This window comes from Leifsonia poae (assembly GCF_027921845.1).
Lineage (GTDB): Bacteria > Actinomycetota > Actinomycetes > Actinomycetales > Microbacteriaceae > Leifsonia > Leifsonia poae.
This window is the reverse complement of the sequence record NZ_BSEN01000012.1, coordinates 25,256-40,225: the sequence shown is the minus strand read 5'-3', so window position 1 is coordinate 40,225 and position 14,970 is coordinate 25,256. Positions and strand designations below refer to the sequence as shown.

Annotated in this window: 14 protein-coding genes; 12 read left to right on the top strand and 2 right to left on the bottom strand. The window is 69.0% G+C overall.

The annotated features are described in order from the left end of the window. Nucleotides 1–3: 3 nt before the first annotated feature. The 10 genes from PKE84_RS12075 (at nt 4) to PKE84_RS12030 (ending at nt 10,237) form a co-directional block, all read left to right on the top strand. Nucleotides 4–774, top strand: coding sequence for an SDR family oxidoreductase (locus PKE84_RS12075; protein WP_271177499.1), 771 nt, complete (start codon nt 4–6; stop codon nt 772–774). Nucleotides 775–818: 44 nt separating this feature from the next. Further along, on the top strand, nt 819–1,718 hold the full coding sequence (locus tag PKE84_RS12070) for an RNA polymerase sigma-70 factor (protein ID WP_271177498.1): 900 nt from the start codon (nt 819–821) through the stop codon (nt 1,716–1,718). 53 nt (nt 1,719–1,771) lie between these two features. Then, nucleotides 1,772–3,148 (top strand): NAD(P)/FAD-dependent oxidoreductase, encoded by a 1,377-nt coding sequence (locus PKE84_RS12065; protein WP_271177497.1) that lies wholly within the window; start codon nt 1,772–1,774, stop codon nt 3,146–3,148. Next, nucleotides 3,138–4,784 carry a cytochrome bc1 complex cytochrome b subunit gene (gene qcrB / locus PKE84_RS12060; protein ID WP_271177496.1) on the top strand — a complete coding sequence of 549 codons (1,647 nt, stop codon included), beginning with the start codon at nt 3,138–3,140 and terminating at the stop codon, nt 4,782–4,784. The genes PKE84_RS12065 and qcrB overlap by 11 nt, the downstream gene beginning before the upstream one ends. Then, nucleotides 4,765–5,160, top strand: coding sequence for a sigma-70 family RNA polymerase sigma factor family protein (locus PKE84_RS12055; RefSeq protein ID WP_271177495.1), 396 nt, complete (start codon nt 4,765–4,767; stop codon nt 5,158–5,160). Before qcrB ends, PKE84_RS12055 begins: the two co-directional genes overlap by 20 nt. Nucleotides 5,161–5,261: 101 nt before the next feature. Next, nucleotides 5,262–6,014: an SDR family oxidoreductase gene (locus PKE84_RS12050; RefSeq protein ID WP_271177494.1), complete on the top strand. Its 753-nt coding sequence runs from the start codon at nt 5,262–5,264 to the stop codon at nt 6,012–6,014. Between the two features lie 42 nt (nt 6,015–6,056). Then, nucleotides 6,057–7,793 carry an L-aspartate oxidase gene (locus PKE84_RS12045; protein ID WP_271177672.1) on the top strand — a complete coding sequence of 579 codons (1,737 nt, stop codon included), beginning with the start codon at nt 6,057–6,059 and terminating at the stop codon, nt 7,791–7,793. A gap of 86 nt (nt 7,794–7,879) precedes the next feature. Then, on the top strand, nt 7,880–8,611 hold the full coding sequence (locus PKE84_RS12040; RefSeq protein ID WP_271177493.1) for an alpha/beta fold hydrolase: 732 nt from the start codon (nt 7,880–7,882) through the stop codon (nt 8,609–8,611). A 76-nt stretch (nt 8,612–8,687) separates the two neighbouring features. Next, nucleotides 8,688–9,599 (top strand): alpha/beta fold hydrolase, encoded by a 912-nt coding sequence (locus PKE84_RS12035; protein WP_271177492.1) that lies wholly within the window; start codon nt 8,688–8,690, stop codon nt 9,597–9,599. Further along, a complete protein-coding gene (locus PKE84_RS12030; protein WP_271177491.1) occupies nt 9,596–10,237 on the top strand; it encodes a hypothetical protein in 642 nt (213 codons plus the stop codon). The genes PKE84_RS12035 and PKE84_RS12030 overlap by 4 nt, the downstream gene beginning before the upstream one ends. Before the next feature lie 106 nt (nt 10,238–10,343). On the opposite strand, the gene PKE84_RS12025 is transcribed toward PKE84_RS12030, so the two are convergent. After that, on the bottom strand, nt 10,344–11,528 hold the full coding sequence (locus PKE84_RS12025) for a DUF5005 domain-containing protein (protein ID WP_271177490.1): 1,185 nt from the start codon (nt 11,526–11,528) through the stop codon (nt 10,344–10,346). Nucleotides 11,529–11,721: 193 nt separating this feature from the next. Here PKE84_RS12025 and PKE84_RS12020 point away from each other — a divergent pair, with 193 nt between their 5' ends. After that, nucleotides 11,722–12,753 carry a LacI family DNA-binding transcriptional regulator gene (locus PKE84_RS12020; RefSeq protein WP_271177489.1) on the top strand — a complete coding sequence of 344 codons (1,032 nt, stop codon included), beginning with the start codon at nt 11,722–11,724 and terminating at the stop codon, nt 12,751–12,753. Between the two features lie 842 nt (nt 12,754–13,595). After that, entirely contained in the window at nt 13,596–14,051 is a 456-nt protein-coding gene (locus PKE84_RS12015; protein WP_271177488.1) for a VanZ family protein, read from the top strand. Nucleotides 14,052–14,090: 39 nt separating this feature from the next. On the opposite strand, the gene PKE84_RS12010 is transcribed toward PKE84_RS12015, so the two are convergent. Further along, nucleotides 14,091–14,963, bottom strand: coding sequence for a sigma-70 family RNA polymerase sigma factor (locus tag PKE84_RS12010; protein ID WP_271177671.1), 873 nt, complete (start codon nt 14,961–14,963; stop codon nt 14,091–14,093). Nucleotides 14,964–14,970 lie beyond the last annotated feature (7 nt).

The window sequence follows — 14,970 nt, the reverse complement described above, 5'->3', positions numbered from 1 at the left end:
GACATGAAGATCGTGGTCATCGGAGGCACCGGACTGATCGGGCGCCGGCTCGTCGAACTGCTGACGCAGGCGGGACACGAGGCCGTCCCCGCGTCGCCCTCGACCGGCGTCGACACCGTCACCGGTGCCGGTCTCGCCGACGTGCTCGCGGGTGCCGACGTCGTGGTCGACATCCCGAACTCCCCGTCGTTCGAAGACGGCCCGGTCATGGAGTTCTTCCAGCGTTCGACCGGCAACCTCGCCGCGGCCGCGGAGCAGGCCGGCGTCGGGCACCACGTGGTGCTCTCGATCGTGGGCGCCGACCGGATGCCGGACATCGGGTACATGCGCGCGAAGGTCGCCCAGGAGGGCATCGTGACGAGCGGCGCCGTACCGTTCAGCATCGTGCGCGCGACGCAGTTCTTCGAGTTCATCCCCGCGCTCGCCGAGGGCGGTGCGAAGGGCGACACGATCCACCTCTCGCCGGCGCTCATGCAGCCGATCGCCGCAGCCGACGTCTCGGCTGCCCTCGCCGACGTCGCGACGGGTGAGCCGACCGGCGGCGTCTCCGAGCTGGCCGGCCCCGAACCCCTCCGTCTCGACGACCTGGGGCGGCGGGTGCTCGCGTTCCGCAACGACCCGCGCACCGTCGTGACCGACCTCGACGCCGGATACTTCGGCGGCCAGGTCACCGACACCTCCCTCACTCCGGGCAATGATCCCGCGATCACCGAGGTGCGCATCGCACCGACGAGGTTCGAGGAGTGGCTGAGCGGGACGGTCGAACCCAACTGAACAACCACCGGGGGCGTGTGCTGCGCCCTGTGTACGATCAGGTCATGCCTGAACAGCCGTCGCCGAGCGAAGACCTCGATGACGCCGCTGAGGTGTTCCTGCGCACGCGCCCCCGGTTGTTCGGCATCGCCTACCGCGTGCTCGGCAGCGCGGCGGATGCCGAAGACGTCGTGCAGGAGGCGTGGCTGCGCTGGCAGAACTACGACCGGTCGACGGTGGAGGAACCGGCCGCGTTCCTCGCCACCACGACGACACGACTCGCCATCAACGTCGCTCAGTCCGCGCGGGCCCGGCGGGAGACGTACGTGGGTCCCTGGCTGCCAGAGCCGGTCGATACGAGTGCCGACCCGACCCTCGGCGCCGAACGCGGCGAGGCCCTGAGCGTCGCCGTGCTGATGCTGATGGAGAAGCTCCCCCCGACCGAGCGTGCGGCGTACGTGCTGCGCGAGGCGTTCGACTACCCCTATCCGCAGATCGCCGAGATCATCCAGTCGAGCGAGGCGAACGCGCGCCAGCTGGTGAGCCGCGCACGCAAACACCTGGCGTCGGAACGTCATCTCGACGCTCCCGACCCCGCCGAGCAACGGCGGCTGCTCGAGGCCTTCGTGGCTGCGGCGCAGTCCGGCGACCTGAGCAGGCTGGAGAGCCTGTTCGCCGCCGACGTCGTCAGCTTCTCGGACGGCGGCGGGATCGTGCGCGCATCGCGCATCCCGGTACGCGGCCGGGAGGTCGTCGCGAAGTACTACCACGCGTTCGCCAGCCGGTTCTGGGCGGGCGTCTCGGTGCATCCGATCGAGCTGAACGGGCAGCAGGCGGTCTCGCTGATCCTCGACGGCGCCGTGCTGGCGGTCGTGACCGTCACCGCGGACTCCGAGGGCATCGGTCGCATCCTCTGGGTCATGAATCCGCAGAAACTCACGGGCATCCCGACCCTGTCCTCCTGACTGTCACAATCCGGGGTCCTATCCGGTCTTAGTGAGTGAGACAGGAGGACATTGTGCGAAGGATTCTTGTGGTGGGCGGCGGTTATGCAGGCTTCTACACGGCGTGGAAGCTCGAGAAGAAGCTCCGCCCCGATGAAGCCGAGATCACGATCATCGACCCGCGCCCGTACATGACGTACCAGCCGTTCCTTCCGGAGGTGGCGGCGGGATCGATCGAGGCGCGGCATGCCACGGTCTCGCTACGGAGCCACCTGCGGCGCACCACGGTGCTCGCCGCGACCGTGACGTCGATCGAGCACGCGACCAAGACCGTCACCGTCACACCGAACGAGGGCGCGGACTTCACTCTCGGCTACGACATCATCGTCGTGACCGCGGGCGCGGTCACACGCACGTTCCCGATCCCCGGTCTCACCGAGGAGGCGATCGGAATGAAGCACGTCGAGGAGGCCGTCGCGATCCGCGACCGGCTGCTCACGGGATTCGATCGCGCCTCGGCGCTGCCGCCGGGGCCGGAGCGCTCGCGGCTGCTGACGGTGACCGTCGTCGGAGGGGGCTTCTCCGGTGTCGAAGGGTTCGCCGAGCTCCTCTCGCTCGCGACGGCGCTGCTGAAGTCGTACCCCGAGCTGCGGTTCTCCGAGCTGTCTTTCCATCTGGTCGAGGCGAACAGCCGCATCCTGCCCGAGGTCACCGACCGGCCGGGAGCATGGGTCGTGCGTTCCCTCGAGGAGCGCGGTGCGCAGATCCACCTCAACAGCCAGTTGCTGTCCGCCGAGGGCGGCCACGTGGTGCTGTCGTCGGGTGAGGAGTTCGACTCGCACCTGATCGTCTGGACCGCCGGAAACGCGGCGAACCCGACCGTCGCGACGCACACCGACCTGCCGGTCGATGCGCGCGGCTCGGTGATCGTCCGCGCCGATCTGCAGGTCGGAACCGATGACGCGCCCGTGCCGGATGCGTGGGCCGCCGGTGACGACGCAGCGGTCCCGGATCTCGCGGCTCCCGTCGCCGGCGCGCGAACGGTGCCCAACGCGCAGCACGCGGTGCGGCAGGGCAAGCGTCTCGCGAAGAACATCGCGGCGACGATCCGGGGCGAGCGCACCAAGGACTACGTGCATCACAGTCTCGGTGTCGTCGCGACACTCGGCATCGGCCGTGGGATCTTCCAGTACCGCGGCATCGTCATCACCGGGTTCATCGCGTGGGTGATGCACCGCGGCTATCACGTGCTCGCGGTGCCGACCTGGGAGCGCAAGGTCCGTGTGCTCCTGGTGTGGCTGACGGCCGTGCTCTTCGGGCGCGACATCGTGTCGCTGGCGTCGGTGCAGCATCCGCGGGACGCCTTCGTCGGCGGCGGCGTGCCGCGGCGGGCACCCGGAGCGGCGCTGGGGGTCGCGCCCGTCGAACGGGAGACCGCTGATGCCCGTTGACCGACGCCCGGCGAGAAGGTCGTTCACCGACCGGGCCCACGGACTCGTCACCCGGACGGCTCTCGGCCGGCGGCTCGCCGCGCTCGCCGAGGAGCTCGGGCACCGTCGGGTACCACTTCACTGGACGAACATGTTCGGCGTCGTCTCGCTGGCGTGCATCGCGGTGATCTTCATCAGCGGGCTCTTCCTGATGTTCTTCTACGCGCCCTCCAGCACGCCGGTGGTCTACCGCGGCGGGTACGAACCGCTGGACGGCGCCACGATGTCCAAGGCCATGCGCTCGACCCTCGCGATCTCGTTCGAGGTGCAGGGCGGCCTGCTGATGCGGCAGGCGCATCACTGGGCGGCCCTGCTGCTTCCGGCAGCACTGATCATGCAACTGCTGACGAGCTTCTTCACGGGGGCCTTCCGTCGACCCCGCCGCCTCGGCTGGGTGCTGCTCTTCCTGCTGCTCATCACGGCGCTGGTCGGCGGGTGGAGCGGCTACGCGCTCCCCGACGACATGCTGTCGGGCACCGGCCTGCGCATCGTCGAGGGCATCGTGCTCGGGATCCCGGTGGTCGGCACCTGGCTGTCGACGCTGCTGTTCGGCGGCGAGTTCCCCGGCCAGATCATCGAGCACCTCTATCCCGTGCATGTCGCGATCGTCCCGGCCCTCCTGATCGGACTGCTCGCGCTGCGCATCCGGGCGGGCTATCTGCAGAAGCCGGCGCAGTTCGCCGGCCGCGGGCGCACGGAGGACAACGTCGTCGGGGTTCCCGTGCTGCCGAACGCGGCCGCGCGGGCGGGCGGGCTGTTCCTGATCGTGACCGCGGTGATCCTGCTGGTGTCGGCGACCGTGACGATCAGCCCGATCTGGCTCTACGGTCCGTCGTCGGGCGGGAACGCCTCGGCCGGCAGCCAGCCGGACTGGTACACGGGCTTCCTCGACGGCGCGCTCCGCCTCGTACCGCCCGGCTGGGAGTTCGTGTGGCTGGGGCGCACCTGGACGCTCGCGATCCTCGTGCCGCTCGCCGTCGTGGGCGTGTACCTCGCTGCGGTGCTGCTGTACCCGTTCGTCGAAGAGTGGATCACCGGCGACGACCGCGACCACAACATCCTCGACCGCCCACGCAACACCTCGACCCGCACGGGCATCGGCGTCGCGGGCATCGTCTTCTACGGAGCCCTCTGGGGAGCGGGCAGCGCCGACCTCGTCGCGACGCACTTCCATGTCGGCGTCGAATCCGTCGTCGCCTTCTACCAGGCCGCGGCGGTGCTCGGCCCGGCCCTCGCGTTCGTCGTCACCCGCCGGGTCTGCCTGGCGCTCCAGAAGAAGGACAGGCAGATCCTGCTGCACGGCTACGAGACCGGGCGTATCGTCCGCCTGCCGGGCGGCGAATACGTCGAGATCCACCAGCCGGTCGACGCGCACGAACGCTGGCGGCTGGCGAACACCGGCGACGGAACTCCCGTGCTCGCGCGACCGGATGAGCGGGGCCACGTCGGACTGGGCGCCCGCGCCCGTGCCGGTCTCTCACGGTTCTTCTTCGAAGACCGTCTCACCCCGATCCCGCCGGACGAGCTCTCCCAAGAGCTCCGGCAGCTGAGCGACGACGACGTCGACGAAAGTGCGTATGAGGCGAGCATCCGATGAGCGCGGAGCGCCGGAGCACCCGCATGCCGCACTCGTGCGTGCGTTCGGGCGTGCTCTGGAGCTGCGCGACATCGGCGCGCTCGCGCGACTCCTCACCGCCGACGTCACCGTCGTCGTCGACGGTGGCGGGACCGGCAGCCCGACGGGCGGTCCGGTCTGCGGCATCGGAGACGGGATCGCCCTCCTGCTCCGGATGGCCGCAGCGCAGCCGGAGTGCGTGATCGCCGAGCATCCGGTCAACGGGCATCCGGGTCTGGCGGTGCGCGACGAGGCGGCCGTCGTCGTCGCCGTGATCAGCGTGGAGGTCCGGCGAGGACGCGCCTGCGGAATCTGGGTAGTCACGAACCCCGGGAAGCTCGCACACTGGAATCGGTGATGCATGTGATCGAGCGGTCGATGTCACAACGGACGTCGACGCCCGGTCGTAGCTGGTAGCCGGAGCATCGTCAGGCCCGGCATCACAACGAAAGGGAGATCATGAAGATCGTCGTCATCGGGGGAACCGGGCTGATCGGGTCCAAGGTCGTCGCACAGCTCACCGCCCAGGGGCATGAAGCCGTGGCGGCTTCGCCCGCGTCGGGCGTCGACACGCTCACGGGAGACGGGCTCGCCGAGGCGCTCGCCGGAGCCGCCGTCGTTCTGGATGTGTCCAACTCGCCGTCGTTCGACGAGGACGCCGTGATGAACTTCTTCACCACGTCGACGCGCAACCTGCTCGCGGCGGAGAAGGACGCGGGCGTCGGCCACCACGTCGCCCTGTCCGTCGTCGGCACCTCGCGGCTGACCGACAGCGGGTACTTCCGGGCGAAGATCGCCCAGGAGCAGCTCATCGAAGACGCGGGCATCCCGTACTCGATCGTGCACGCGACGCAGTTCTTCGAGTTCGTGAAATCGATCGCCGATGCCGCCACGGTGGGCGACACGGTCCGTCTCGCCCCGGTGAGGATCGAGCCCATGGCCGCCGAAGACGTGGCGACCGCCGTCGCCCGCGCCACGGTCGGCCGCCCGCTCAACGGCATCGTCGAGGTGGCCGGGCCCGAGCAGTTCCAACTCGACGAGCTCATCCGCCTCGGCCTGCGCGCCCGCAACGACGCGCGCACCGTGATCGCCGACCCCGATGCGACCTACTTCGGAGCCCGGCTCAGCGAGAACGAGCTCGTCCCGGGAAAGTTCGCGACGCACTACGACACCCGGTTCGAGGAGTGGCTGGCGCTCGAGCCGGTCCGTTGACCGCGCCGGAATGATGAGAGGGGCAGAACACCTGTGAACGACATGCACGCGGCACCGACGGAGAAACGGATCGCGACCTCCGTGCTGGTGATCGGTTCCGGAGGCTCCGGCCTCCGTGCCGCCATCGAGATCGCCGAACGCGGCGGTGATGTGGTGGTGGTCGGAAAGCGGTCGAAGTCCGACGCCCACACGTCGCTCGCCGCCGGCGGCATCAACGCTGCCCTCGGCACGATGGATGCCGGCGATTCATGGCAGCAGCACGCGGCCGACACGATCAAGGAGAGCTATTTCCTGGCGAATCCCCACACCGTGGAGATCGTAGCCAGGGGAGCCGAACGCGGGATCGACGACCTCGTGAACTACGGGATGCCGTTCGCACGCGAGGAGGACGGGAGGATCTCCCAGCGCTTCTTCGGCGCGCACACCTACCGCCGCACGGCGTTCGCGGGCGACTACACCGGGCTGGAGATCCAGCGCACGTTGGTGAACCGCGCCGCGCAGCTGGAGATACCGATCCTCGACACGGTGTACATCACTCGCTTGCTCGTGACGGACAACACGGTGTTCGGCGCCTACGGGTTCGATGTCGAGACCGGCACGCGTCACGTCTTCACCGCCGACGCGGTGATCCTGGCCGCGGGCGGTCACAACCGCATCTGGCGCCGCACTTCGTCGCGCCGGGATGAGAACACGGGCGATTCGTGGCGGCTCGCGGTCGAGGCGGGAGGGCGCATCCGGGACCCGGAACTGGTGCAGTTCCATCCGTCCGGCCTCATCGAACCGGAGAACGCCGCAGGAACGCTGGTCTCCGAGGCCGCCCGCGGTGAGGGCGGGATCCTGCGCAACGCGCTCGGCGAACGCTTCATGGCCAGGTACGACCCGGAACGCATGGAGCTCTCGACCAGGGATCGGGTGGCCCTGGCCGCGTACACCGAGATCAAGGAGGGGCGCGGGACGCCGAACGGCGGCGTCTGGCTCGACGTCTCGCACCTGCCGCGCGAGACGATCATGCAGCGGCTGCCGCGCGTCTATCAGACCCTGCTCGAGCTGCAGATGCTCGACATCACCACGGACCCGATCGAGATCGCCCCGACCGCGCACTACTCGATGGGCGGGGTGTGGGTGCGGCCCGACGACCATCGCACCGATGTCGAGGGGCTGTACGCGATCGGCGAGGCGTCGAGCGGCCTGCACGGCGCGAACCGGCTCGGCGGCAACTCCCTCATCGAGCTGCTCGTCTACGGCCGGATCGTCGGCGCCGCGGCGGCCGCCTACTCGGAGCACCTCCCGGCGCAGAGGCGGTCGGAGACCGCTGTCGAGCAGGCGCGCGCGGAGGTCGACGGGTTGCTGGGCAGCGACGGCGCCGAGAACGTGCGAGCGCTGCAGCGTGCCATCCGCAACACGATGACGGAGCACGCGGGAGTCGTGCGCGACGAGGCCGGACTGCGCGCCGGGCTCGCCGAACTCGCGGAGATCGAGACACGGATGCGCGACATCGGCGTGCATCCGGATATCGCGGGCTACCAGGACCTCGCCCACGCCTTCGACCTCAAGTCGGCAGCGCTCGCGGCCAGGGCGACGATCGAGGCCGCCCTCGAACGCCGCGAGACGCGCGGGGCGCACAACCGGTCCGACTTCCCGGCGCTCGACGACACACTCCGGGTCAACCTCGTCTGGTCGGGGCCCGGGCGCATCGCCCACGAGCAGATCCCGCCCGTTCCGGAGGAGATCGCCGCCCTCATCCGCGACGTGTCGACCGCTGGAAAGCTCGTCGAGTAGGTCGCCGTCGCGCCGCGACCGTCACATCCGGGGCGTCCATCCGGTCATAGCTGGCAGAGCTGAGCAGCTCGGAAAAGGAGCAGAACATGAATGACCAGAAACCCGCCGTCGTGCTCGTGCACGGGGCATTCGCCGACGCCTCCAGCTGGAACGGCGTCATCGAGAGACTCCAGCAGCAGGGCGTCGAGGTCGTCGCCGCGGCCAACCCGCTGCGGAGCGTCGCGACCGACGCCGCCTACGTTCGCGACGTGATCGCCGGCATCGGACGCCCGGTCGTGCTCGTCGGGCACTCGTACGGCGGCTTCGTGATCACCGAGGCAGGCGCGGCGAACGACGCCGTGGTGGGCCTCGTGTACGTCAACGCCTTCGTTCCCGATCACGGAGACACCGCCTTCGATCTCTCGACCAGCCTGCCGGGCAGCACCCTCGGAGATGCGCTCACCGCCTATCCGGTCTCGACCGGCGGCGACGAGTTCGTGATCCGGCCCGAGCTGTTCAACCACCAGTTCGCCGCCGACGTGCCCGCCGCCCAGGCCGCCCTGATGGCCGCCACGCAGCGTCCGGTCACGCAGGCAGCCCTGACCGAGCCGCTCCCCGCGGAGGTGCCGGCCTGGCGCACGGCGCCGTCGTGGTTCGTCTTCAGTGACGAGGACCTCAACATCCCCGTCGCCGTGCACCGCGTCGGAGCAGAACGCGCGTCGTCGCGGGGGACCCGTGAGGTCGCCGGAGCGTCGCACGCGATCAGCGTGTCCCGACCGGATGCCGTGGCCGAGTCCATCCTCGAGGCCGTCTCGGCCCTCGCCCCGGTGTCCGCCTGACATCACAGAAGCCCGGTGGGGTCCTCGGCGCACACGTGGCGGGGGCCCCGCCGATCGCACAGAACGGAACGATGACATGAACAGCGACCCGCTCGGTCCGGTGAGGCACCTCACGACCACGGCCCTGGATGTCGGGTATCACGAACTCGGGGAACCGGGCGGTGCGCCGGTGATCCTGCTCCACGGTTTCCCCTACGACGTCGGCAGCTATCGCGACGTCGCGCCCGCCCTCGCCGCCCGCGGCCATCGGGTGATCGTGCCCTATCTGCGCGGTCACGGTCCGACGCGGTTCCTGGATGACGCAGCGCCGCGGTCGGGCCAGCAGGCCGCCCTCGGGGCCGATGTCATCGAGCTGCTGGATGCGCTGGACATCCCGCGCGCGACCCTGGCCGGGTACGACTGGGGTGGCCGGGCGGCGTGCGTCGCCGCCGCGCTGCGGCCGGAACGCGTGAGCGGGCTGGTGTCGGTGAACGGCTATCTGATCCAGGACATCGCCGCATCCGGCCGGCCGTTGGCGCCCGCGCTGGAGGCCGGCTTCTGGTACTTCTTCTACTTCCTCACCGAACGCGGACGTGCCGGTCTGGCGGCGCATCCCCGGGAGGTCGCCGAGGTCATCTGGCGTCGCAACTCACCCGAGTGGGCGTTCAGCGACGACGAACTCGAGCGCGTGAGTGCGTCGTTCGCCAACCCCGACTACGTCGACGTCGTGATCCACTCGTACCGGCATCGTCTCGGCGCGGCGCCCGGTGCTCCCGGGTACGACGCGCTCGAGGGGCTGCTGGCCGCCTCCCCGCCGATCGCCGTTCCGACGATCACGCTCGACGGGATGGCGGACGGCAACTTCCCCGCGACCGACGGCACCGCGAGTGCCGCGCACTTCACCGGGCCGCGCGTGCACCGTCAGGTGCCCCACGCCGGTCACAACCTGCCGCAGGAGGCGCCGGACGCGTTCGCGCAGGCGGTCATCGATGTGGGGACGCTCGCATGACCGACACGACGAGCACCGACACGACGGAGGCGACCACCGACCGCAGCGAGAGCCCGGCCGTCGACGGCGCGCTCATGAGCGCCCTCGTGACCGAGCACTTCGTGCTGCAGTCGGCCGCCGGTGCGACGATCAGCGAGAGCGGAAGCCGCGCGTCCATCTACCTGGCCTCCCTCTCGAGCTGCCTGGTGGCGATCGGGTTCGCCGGGAGCTCGCCGAAGACGCTGATCGTGCTGGCGTGCACGCTCTTTCCGACGGTGTTCGTGCTCGGCTGGTTCACACTCGTGAGACTCATCGACACGGCGATCGAATCGATCGTTGCGCAGCGCCGCATCGAGAAGATCCGGCGGTACTACGCCGGCCTCACCCGCAGCGCGGCTGAGTACTTTCCGCTGGAGGACGCCACGACGGGAACGCTGGGCGTTCGCTACCGCGCGCGCTCGTTCCTCTTCACGACAGCGACGATGATCGCCGTCGTCAACGCCGTGCTGGGCGGCGCGACGACCGCGTTCATCGTCGCGAGCACCGCGATCGCCACCGATGAGCTGTCCGTGGTGATCGGCGTGCTGTGCGGGCTGCTCTTCCTCGGACTGGCCATCGCGTACCAGGAGAGCCGCTTCCGTCCGGTGCGCCCGGCCTAGCGGGCCGCTCGTCGGCCTAGCGTCGGCCTAGCGTTGGGCGCGAGCGGTGCCGAATGTCGCTCATTCCGAGCGAATGAGCGACATTCGGCACCTCTGGGCGACTCGACTAGTGCCGGATGCGCACATCCACGTCGATGTAACGCGGCCGGTAGTTGTCGACGTTCGCGTACACGTCGGCCGTGTCGAAGCTGTTCACGTTGTAAGTGACGAGCAGGGTGTCGCGGTCGCCCAGCTCCGGGTGCGCTTTCGCGTTGTAGGTGAAGACGTTGCCCGACGTCTCGGGGGTCGTGTAGAGCACGGTCTTGTTCAGGAACGGTCCCGTGAGCGAGTCGCCGCGGTACATCACGATCTTGGCGCTCAGGGCTTCGGTCGAGTCGCCGGTCACCAGCGTGTACTTCCCCTGGAACTTCGTCACGCTGAACTCGTTGGCGACCCCGTCCATCACGCGGGCCGACGACGACTCGTCGGTCGACCATCCGCTGCCGGTCCAGTACTGCCGGGTGCCGGTGGTGAGATGACCGCTGCGCACCCGCGAGACGTGCAGGTACTTGGTCGACTGCAGGTCTTCGACGCCGTAGACGTACGTATACTCGCCGTCTTCGTAGATCGCCGAGCCCCACTGCACGGTTCCGGCGGGTCGCTGCGTGATGCCTTCGAACCGCATGCTCGGCAGCGAGAACGAGGCGACCGCCGTGCGCTGGAAGGCGAAGTCGAACGGTCCGGTTCCGGTCTTGGCGAACTCGAGCAGCGAGACGCGCAGGTGGTTCCCCTCGACGGTGCCGTCGCCGAACCAGTACCAGTCCTGGTTCTCGTCTCCGCCGGGCACGCGCACCAGCGATTCGGGTGCCGTCGCCGTGCCGCCCGTGTACGTGGTCAGCTTTCCGTGGCGCTCGACGACGATCGAGTTGTGGATGAACGGCGAATCGGTCGGCCGGGAGTGATCGGCGTTCACGGTGCCGAGGAAGGTGTCGGAGTAGAGCCAGGCGGTCGCGCCGCCGGGGAGCGGCACGCTGTAGGCGGAGTCGGCGCCGGTCCAGCGCCCGGCCGTGTCTCCGTAGTGCCCGAACGTTCGGGTGAGCGGCTGGTCGACGGTCGCCTTCGTGGTGATCGTCTCGGTGCCGCCGTGGCGGCCATCCGGTTGCGCGGAGGAGGTGTGCGCCGGTGCCGCGTTGGTGGGCGCCGGCGCCGAGTGGGCGGGCGACGCAGACGCCGCGAGGGGTGCGGCGGCGGCGAGCGCCCCGCCGAGGAGGAGGGCGGTCGCGGCGCGGAGCCGGGCGCGATGGAAGGTCATGTCTCTCCGATCGTCAGATCGGCCGCCCGGATGCTCGGACGGCGCTGTCCAGTGCGATAACGAAACTGATATCGTTACCAATGACGGTCAAGCTACACCGATGCGGCGGCGCTGTACAGCAATCCGAGCGGAACATGCGCGCCGTAGTAGGTTGAGTCCCGACCCGTGCGGCCGGTCAAGACGAGGAGCGAGCATGACCACGACTCCGCTGAGCGGCGCGGCCAGGCAACCGACGATCAAAGAGGTCGCCGCTCTCGCCGGCGTCAGCCCGATGACCGTCTCGCGCACGCTCGCCGGCGGCAAGAACGTGCGTCCCGACGTGCAGGATCGCGTGTTCGAGGCGGTGCACGCGCTCGGCTACCACCGCAACGAGAACGCGCGGAGCATCCGGCCCGGTCAAGCCAGTGGACTGGTGGGCGTAGCCATCACGAATCTCGGCAACCCGTACTACGGCAACTTCGCGCTGGGGGTCGAAGAGATCGCCTTCCAGTTCGGCCGCCGGATCGTCCTCGGCAACACCGGCGAGGATGTCGTGCGCGAGCGACAGCTCATCGCCGATTTCATCGGGCGCCAGGTCGAGGGCCTGATTGTCGTGCCCTCCGGCGGTGACGACGCGCATCTGCAGCGTGAATCGCTGCGTGACACGCCTTTGGTGCTCGCGTCGCGCACGGTGCCCGGGGTGACGGCCGATGCGGTCGTGCTCGACGACATCGGCGGCGCGTACCGGGGCACGTCCACGCTGCTCGACGCCGGCCACACCCGCGTGGCGTACCTCGGCAATGTGACGAGCGTCTTCACGGGACAGCGCCGGTTCGAGGGGTACCAGCGCGCGCTGGCCGACCGCGGCATCCCGCTCGACCCCGAGCTGGTGCGCCGCGGGCAGCAGGATGCGGAGACCGCGAGCGCGGCGATGCGCGCGCTGCTCGACCTCGCCGAACCGCCGACCGCAATCTTCAGCGCCAACAACCGCAATTCCATCGGCGCGCTGCAGGCGATCGCCGCGCGGCTGCGACAGGACCCGGATGCGATGCGGCCGTCCATCGTCAGCTTCGACGACTTCGAGCTCGCCGAGCTGATGCCGGTGCCGGTGACGGTCGTCGACCACGATCCGCGCGAGCTCGGGCGGCAGGCCGCGCACCTGCTCTTCACGCGGTTGCTCGAGACACCGGATGCGCCCGCGCACGAGATCGAGATGCCGACGCAGTTGCGGGTCGCCCGCGCCTGACTCGGCCTGCTCCGCGGATCGGTCTCGCCGAACATGCGCTGACCCGACATCATGTGCAAGGGTGGCGGCCAGGCGACTGGTGCCACGTCCCCGGCTACTCACTTAAGGCGGAACGAAACCATGCGTAGTGAGGCGACGTCGCTCTTCACCTTGCTGCTCGCGATCGCTATCTCGGTCGCGCTTCTCGGGATGGCCCTTATTGGTTGGAGCAGCTACTTGCGACGCCAATGGACAAAGGTTCGAGGTCTTCGCCCCGGCAGCGATCTCATATTCTTCCGAGCTGACGGCTCGACGTGGGAGGCAATACGTCCAGAGGTTGCCGTTCAGCCCATACTGCCCACGGTGGGCGTTTTGGAGATCGGTGACGGCGAACTCTTGGTCTGGCGAGCACGATGGGCCCCGACGATTGTCAGGAGAATTGGATCGGGAGACATTGCCTCGTTGTCTGTCCTACAGAAACGATCGGGTGCGGGGAGGATCTCCGTCATGAAAATCGAATTTCGCGGCGATCCTCGACCGCGAGTACTTCGCCTCACCCCTATGCGCGCGCTCTGGTATTTCACTTCCGATCTGAGCTTGACGGCTGTTCGGGCAATTGAGCGTCGACTCCGGTCCCGACTACAGCTCACGCCAGCAGATTCCGACGACTCGCGCTAATCAAATGGCTCGGGCATGATGTGGTCGATACTGGTGCACCCACCACCCGCACCGGCCCACTTCGCGGCCTTTCGCTGCGCAGTACGTCCCGCCACCGGGCCCCTTCTGCGATGTCATCCCTCCGACGGAGCGGCGGCCGTCTCGTGGCGGATGTGCGCGCGGCGCATCCCTGGTGATCTGGATGAATGCGCATCCCTCCCACGGCACATCGAGCACTCGTCCGGAACCGGTGGCTCCTCACCGTGGCCGGTGCGGGCTGGCTGCTCGTGGTGATGGTGCTCACCGTGGGCTTCTCGCATGGCACCGGGAGCACGGTCAACCTGCAGCTCGGCCATCGGCTCACCCGGGATGATGTCGCCAATGTGATCATGTTCCTTCCCGCCGGAATCCTGCTGGCCCTCGCCGGCGCGGGCTGGCCGTCGTCACTCATCGTCGGCTTTCTCGGCTCGGTGGCGATCGAGACCACCCAGTACGTCGCCCGGATCGGCCGGGTGAGCGACGTCAACGACATCCTGACGAACACCGTCGGAGCCGTGCTCGGCTACGTGCTGGTGCGACTCCTGAGTGCTGCGCGGTCCGTTGGCAGGAGCGGGCTGCAGCCCGAAAGGGACGGCCGTTCGCCGGCATCGCGCTCAGGTTGAACCGACCGCTTCTCTCGATGGCCGGATGCGAAGCGTCGTTCAATCGGTGATGTCGAAGGCGGCGAGGCGGTCCGGATCGGTCACCGACACCATGTCGACGATGCGGTCGTCGACCACGATGCACACCATGACGGCGAGTGTCTTTCCGTTCAGGTCTCGTGCGACCACGCCGGGTTCGCCGCCGACGAGGACCGGGCTCGTCGTACCCCGCACGTGCGACCCCTGCAGCGCCTTGCCGGCGACCGCATCCGCACCGCGCCGAATGATCACGCCGCGCGCGGTGTAGGTGCGCCAGGTGACATCCGGATCGAGAACCCTGAGCAGGCCCGCGAAATCACCATCCCTCGCGGCCGCAAGGAAAGCGTCGACCGCCGCGCGCTCTGGGCGACGTCCTTGTGTCGGACGCCGGCTGTTCTGGACCTTGCGCCGGGCACGGCTGGCAAGCATCTTGGCCGCGTCCGGGGACGTGTCGAGGATCTCTGCGATCGCGTCGAACGACAGTGCGAACATGTCGTGGAGAACGAAGGCGAGACGCTCCCGAGGTCGCAGCGTGTCGAGGATCACCAGCAGCGCGAGCCCGACCGATTCGGCGCGCACGGCCTCGTGCTCCGGCCCACCGTCACGGTCGTCTCGCACCTCGAACTCGGGTACGAGGTGATCGTAGAGAGATTCCCGCCTGGCCTCGCGCGAGCGCAGCATGTCGATGCAGATCCGCCCGATCACGGTGGTCAACCAGCCGGGGAGGCTCTCGATCGCAGCGGTGTCCTGTCGCGCGAGTCGCAGCCATGCTTCCTGCACGGCATCCTCGGCGTCCGTCTTCGATCCGAGCATCCGGTATGCCACGGCGAAGAGCCGGCCGCGCTCCGCCTCGAACGCGCGTGTGCCGGCGTGATCGGTCGTTGACTCGGACAGGTTGTTA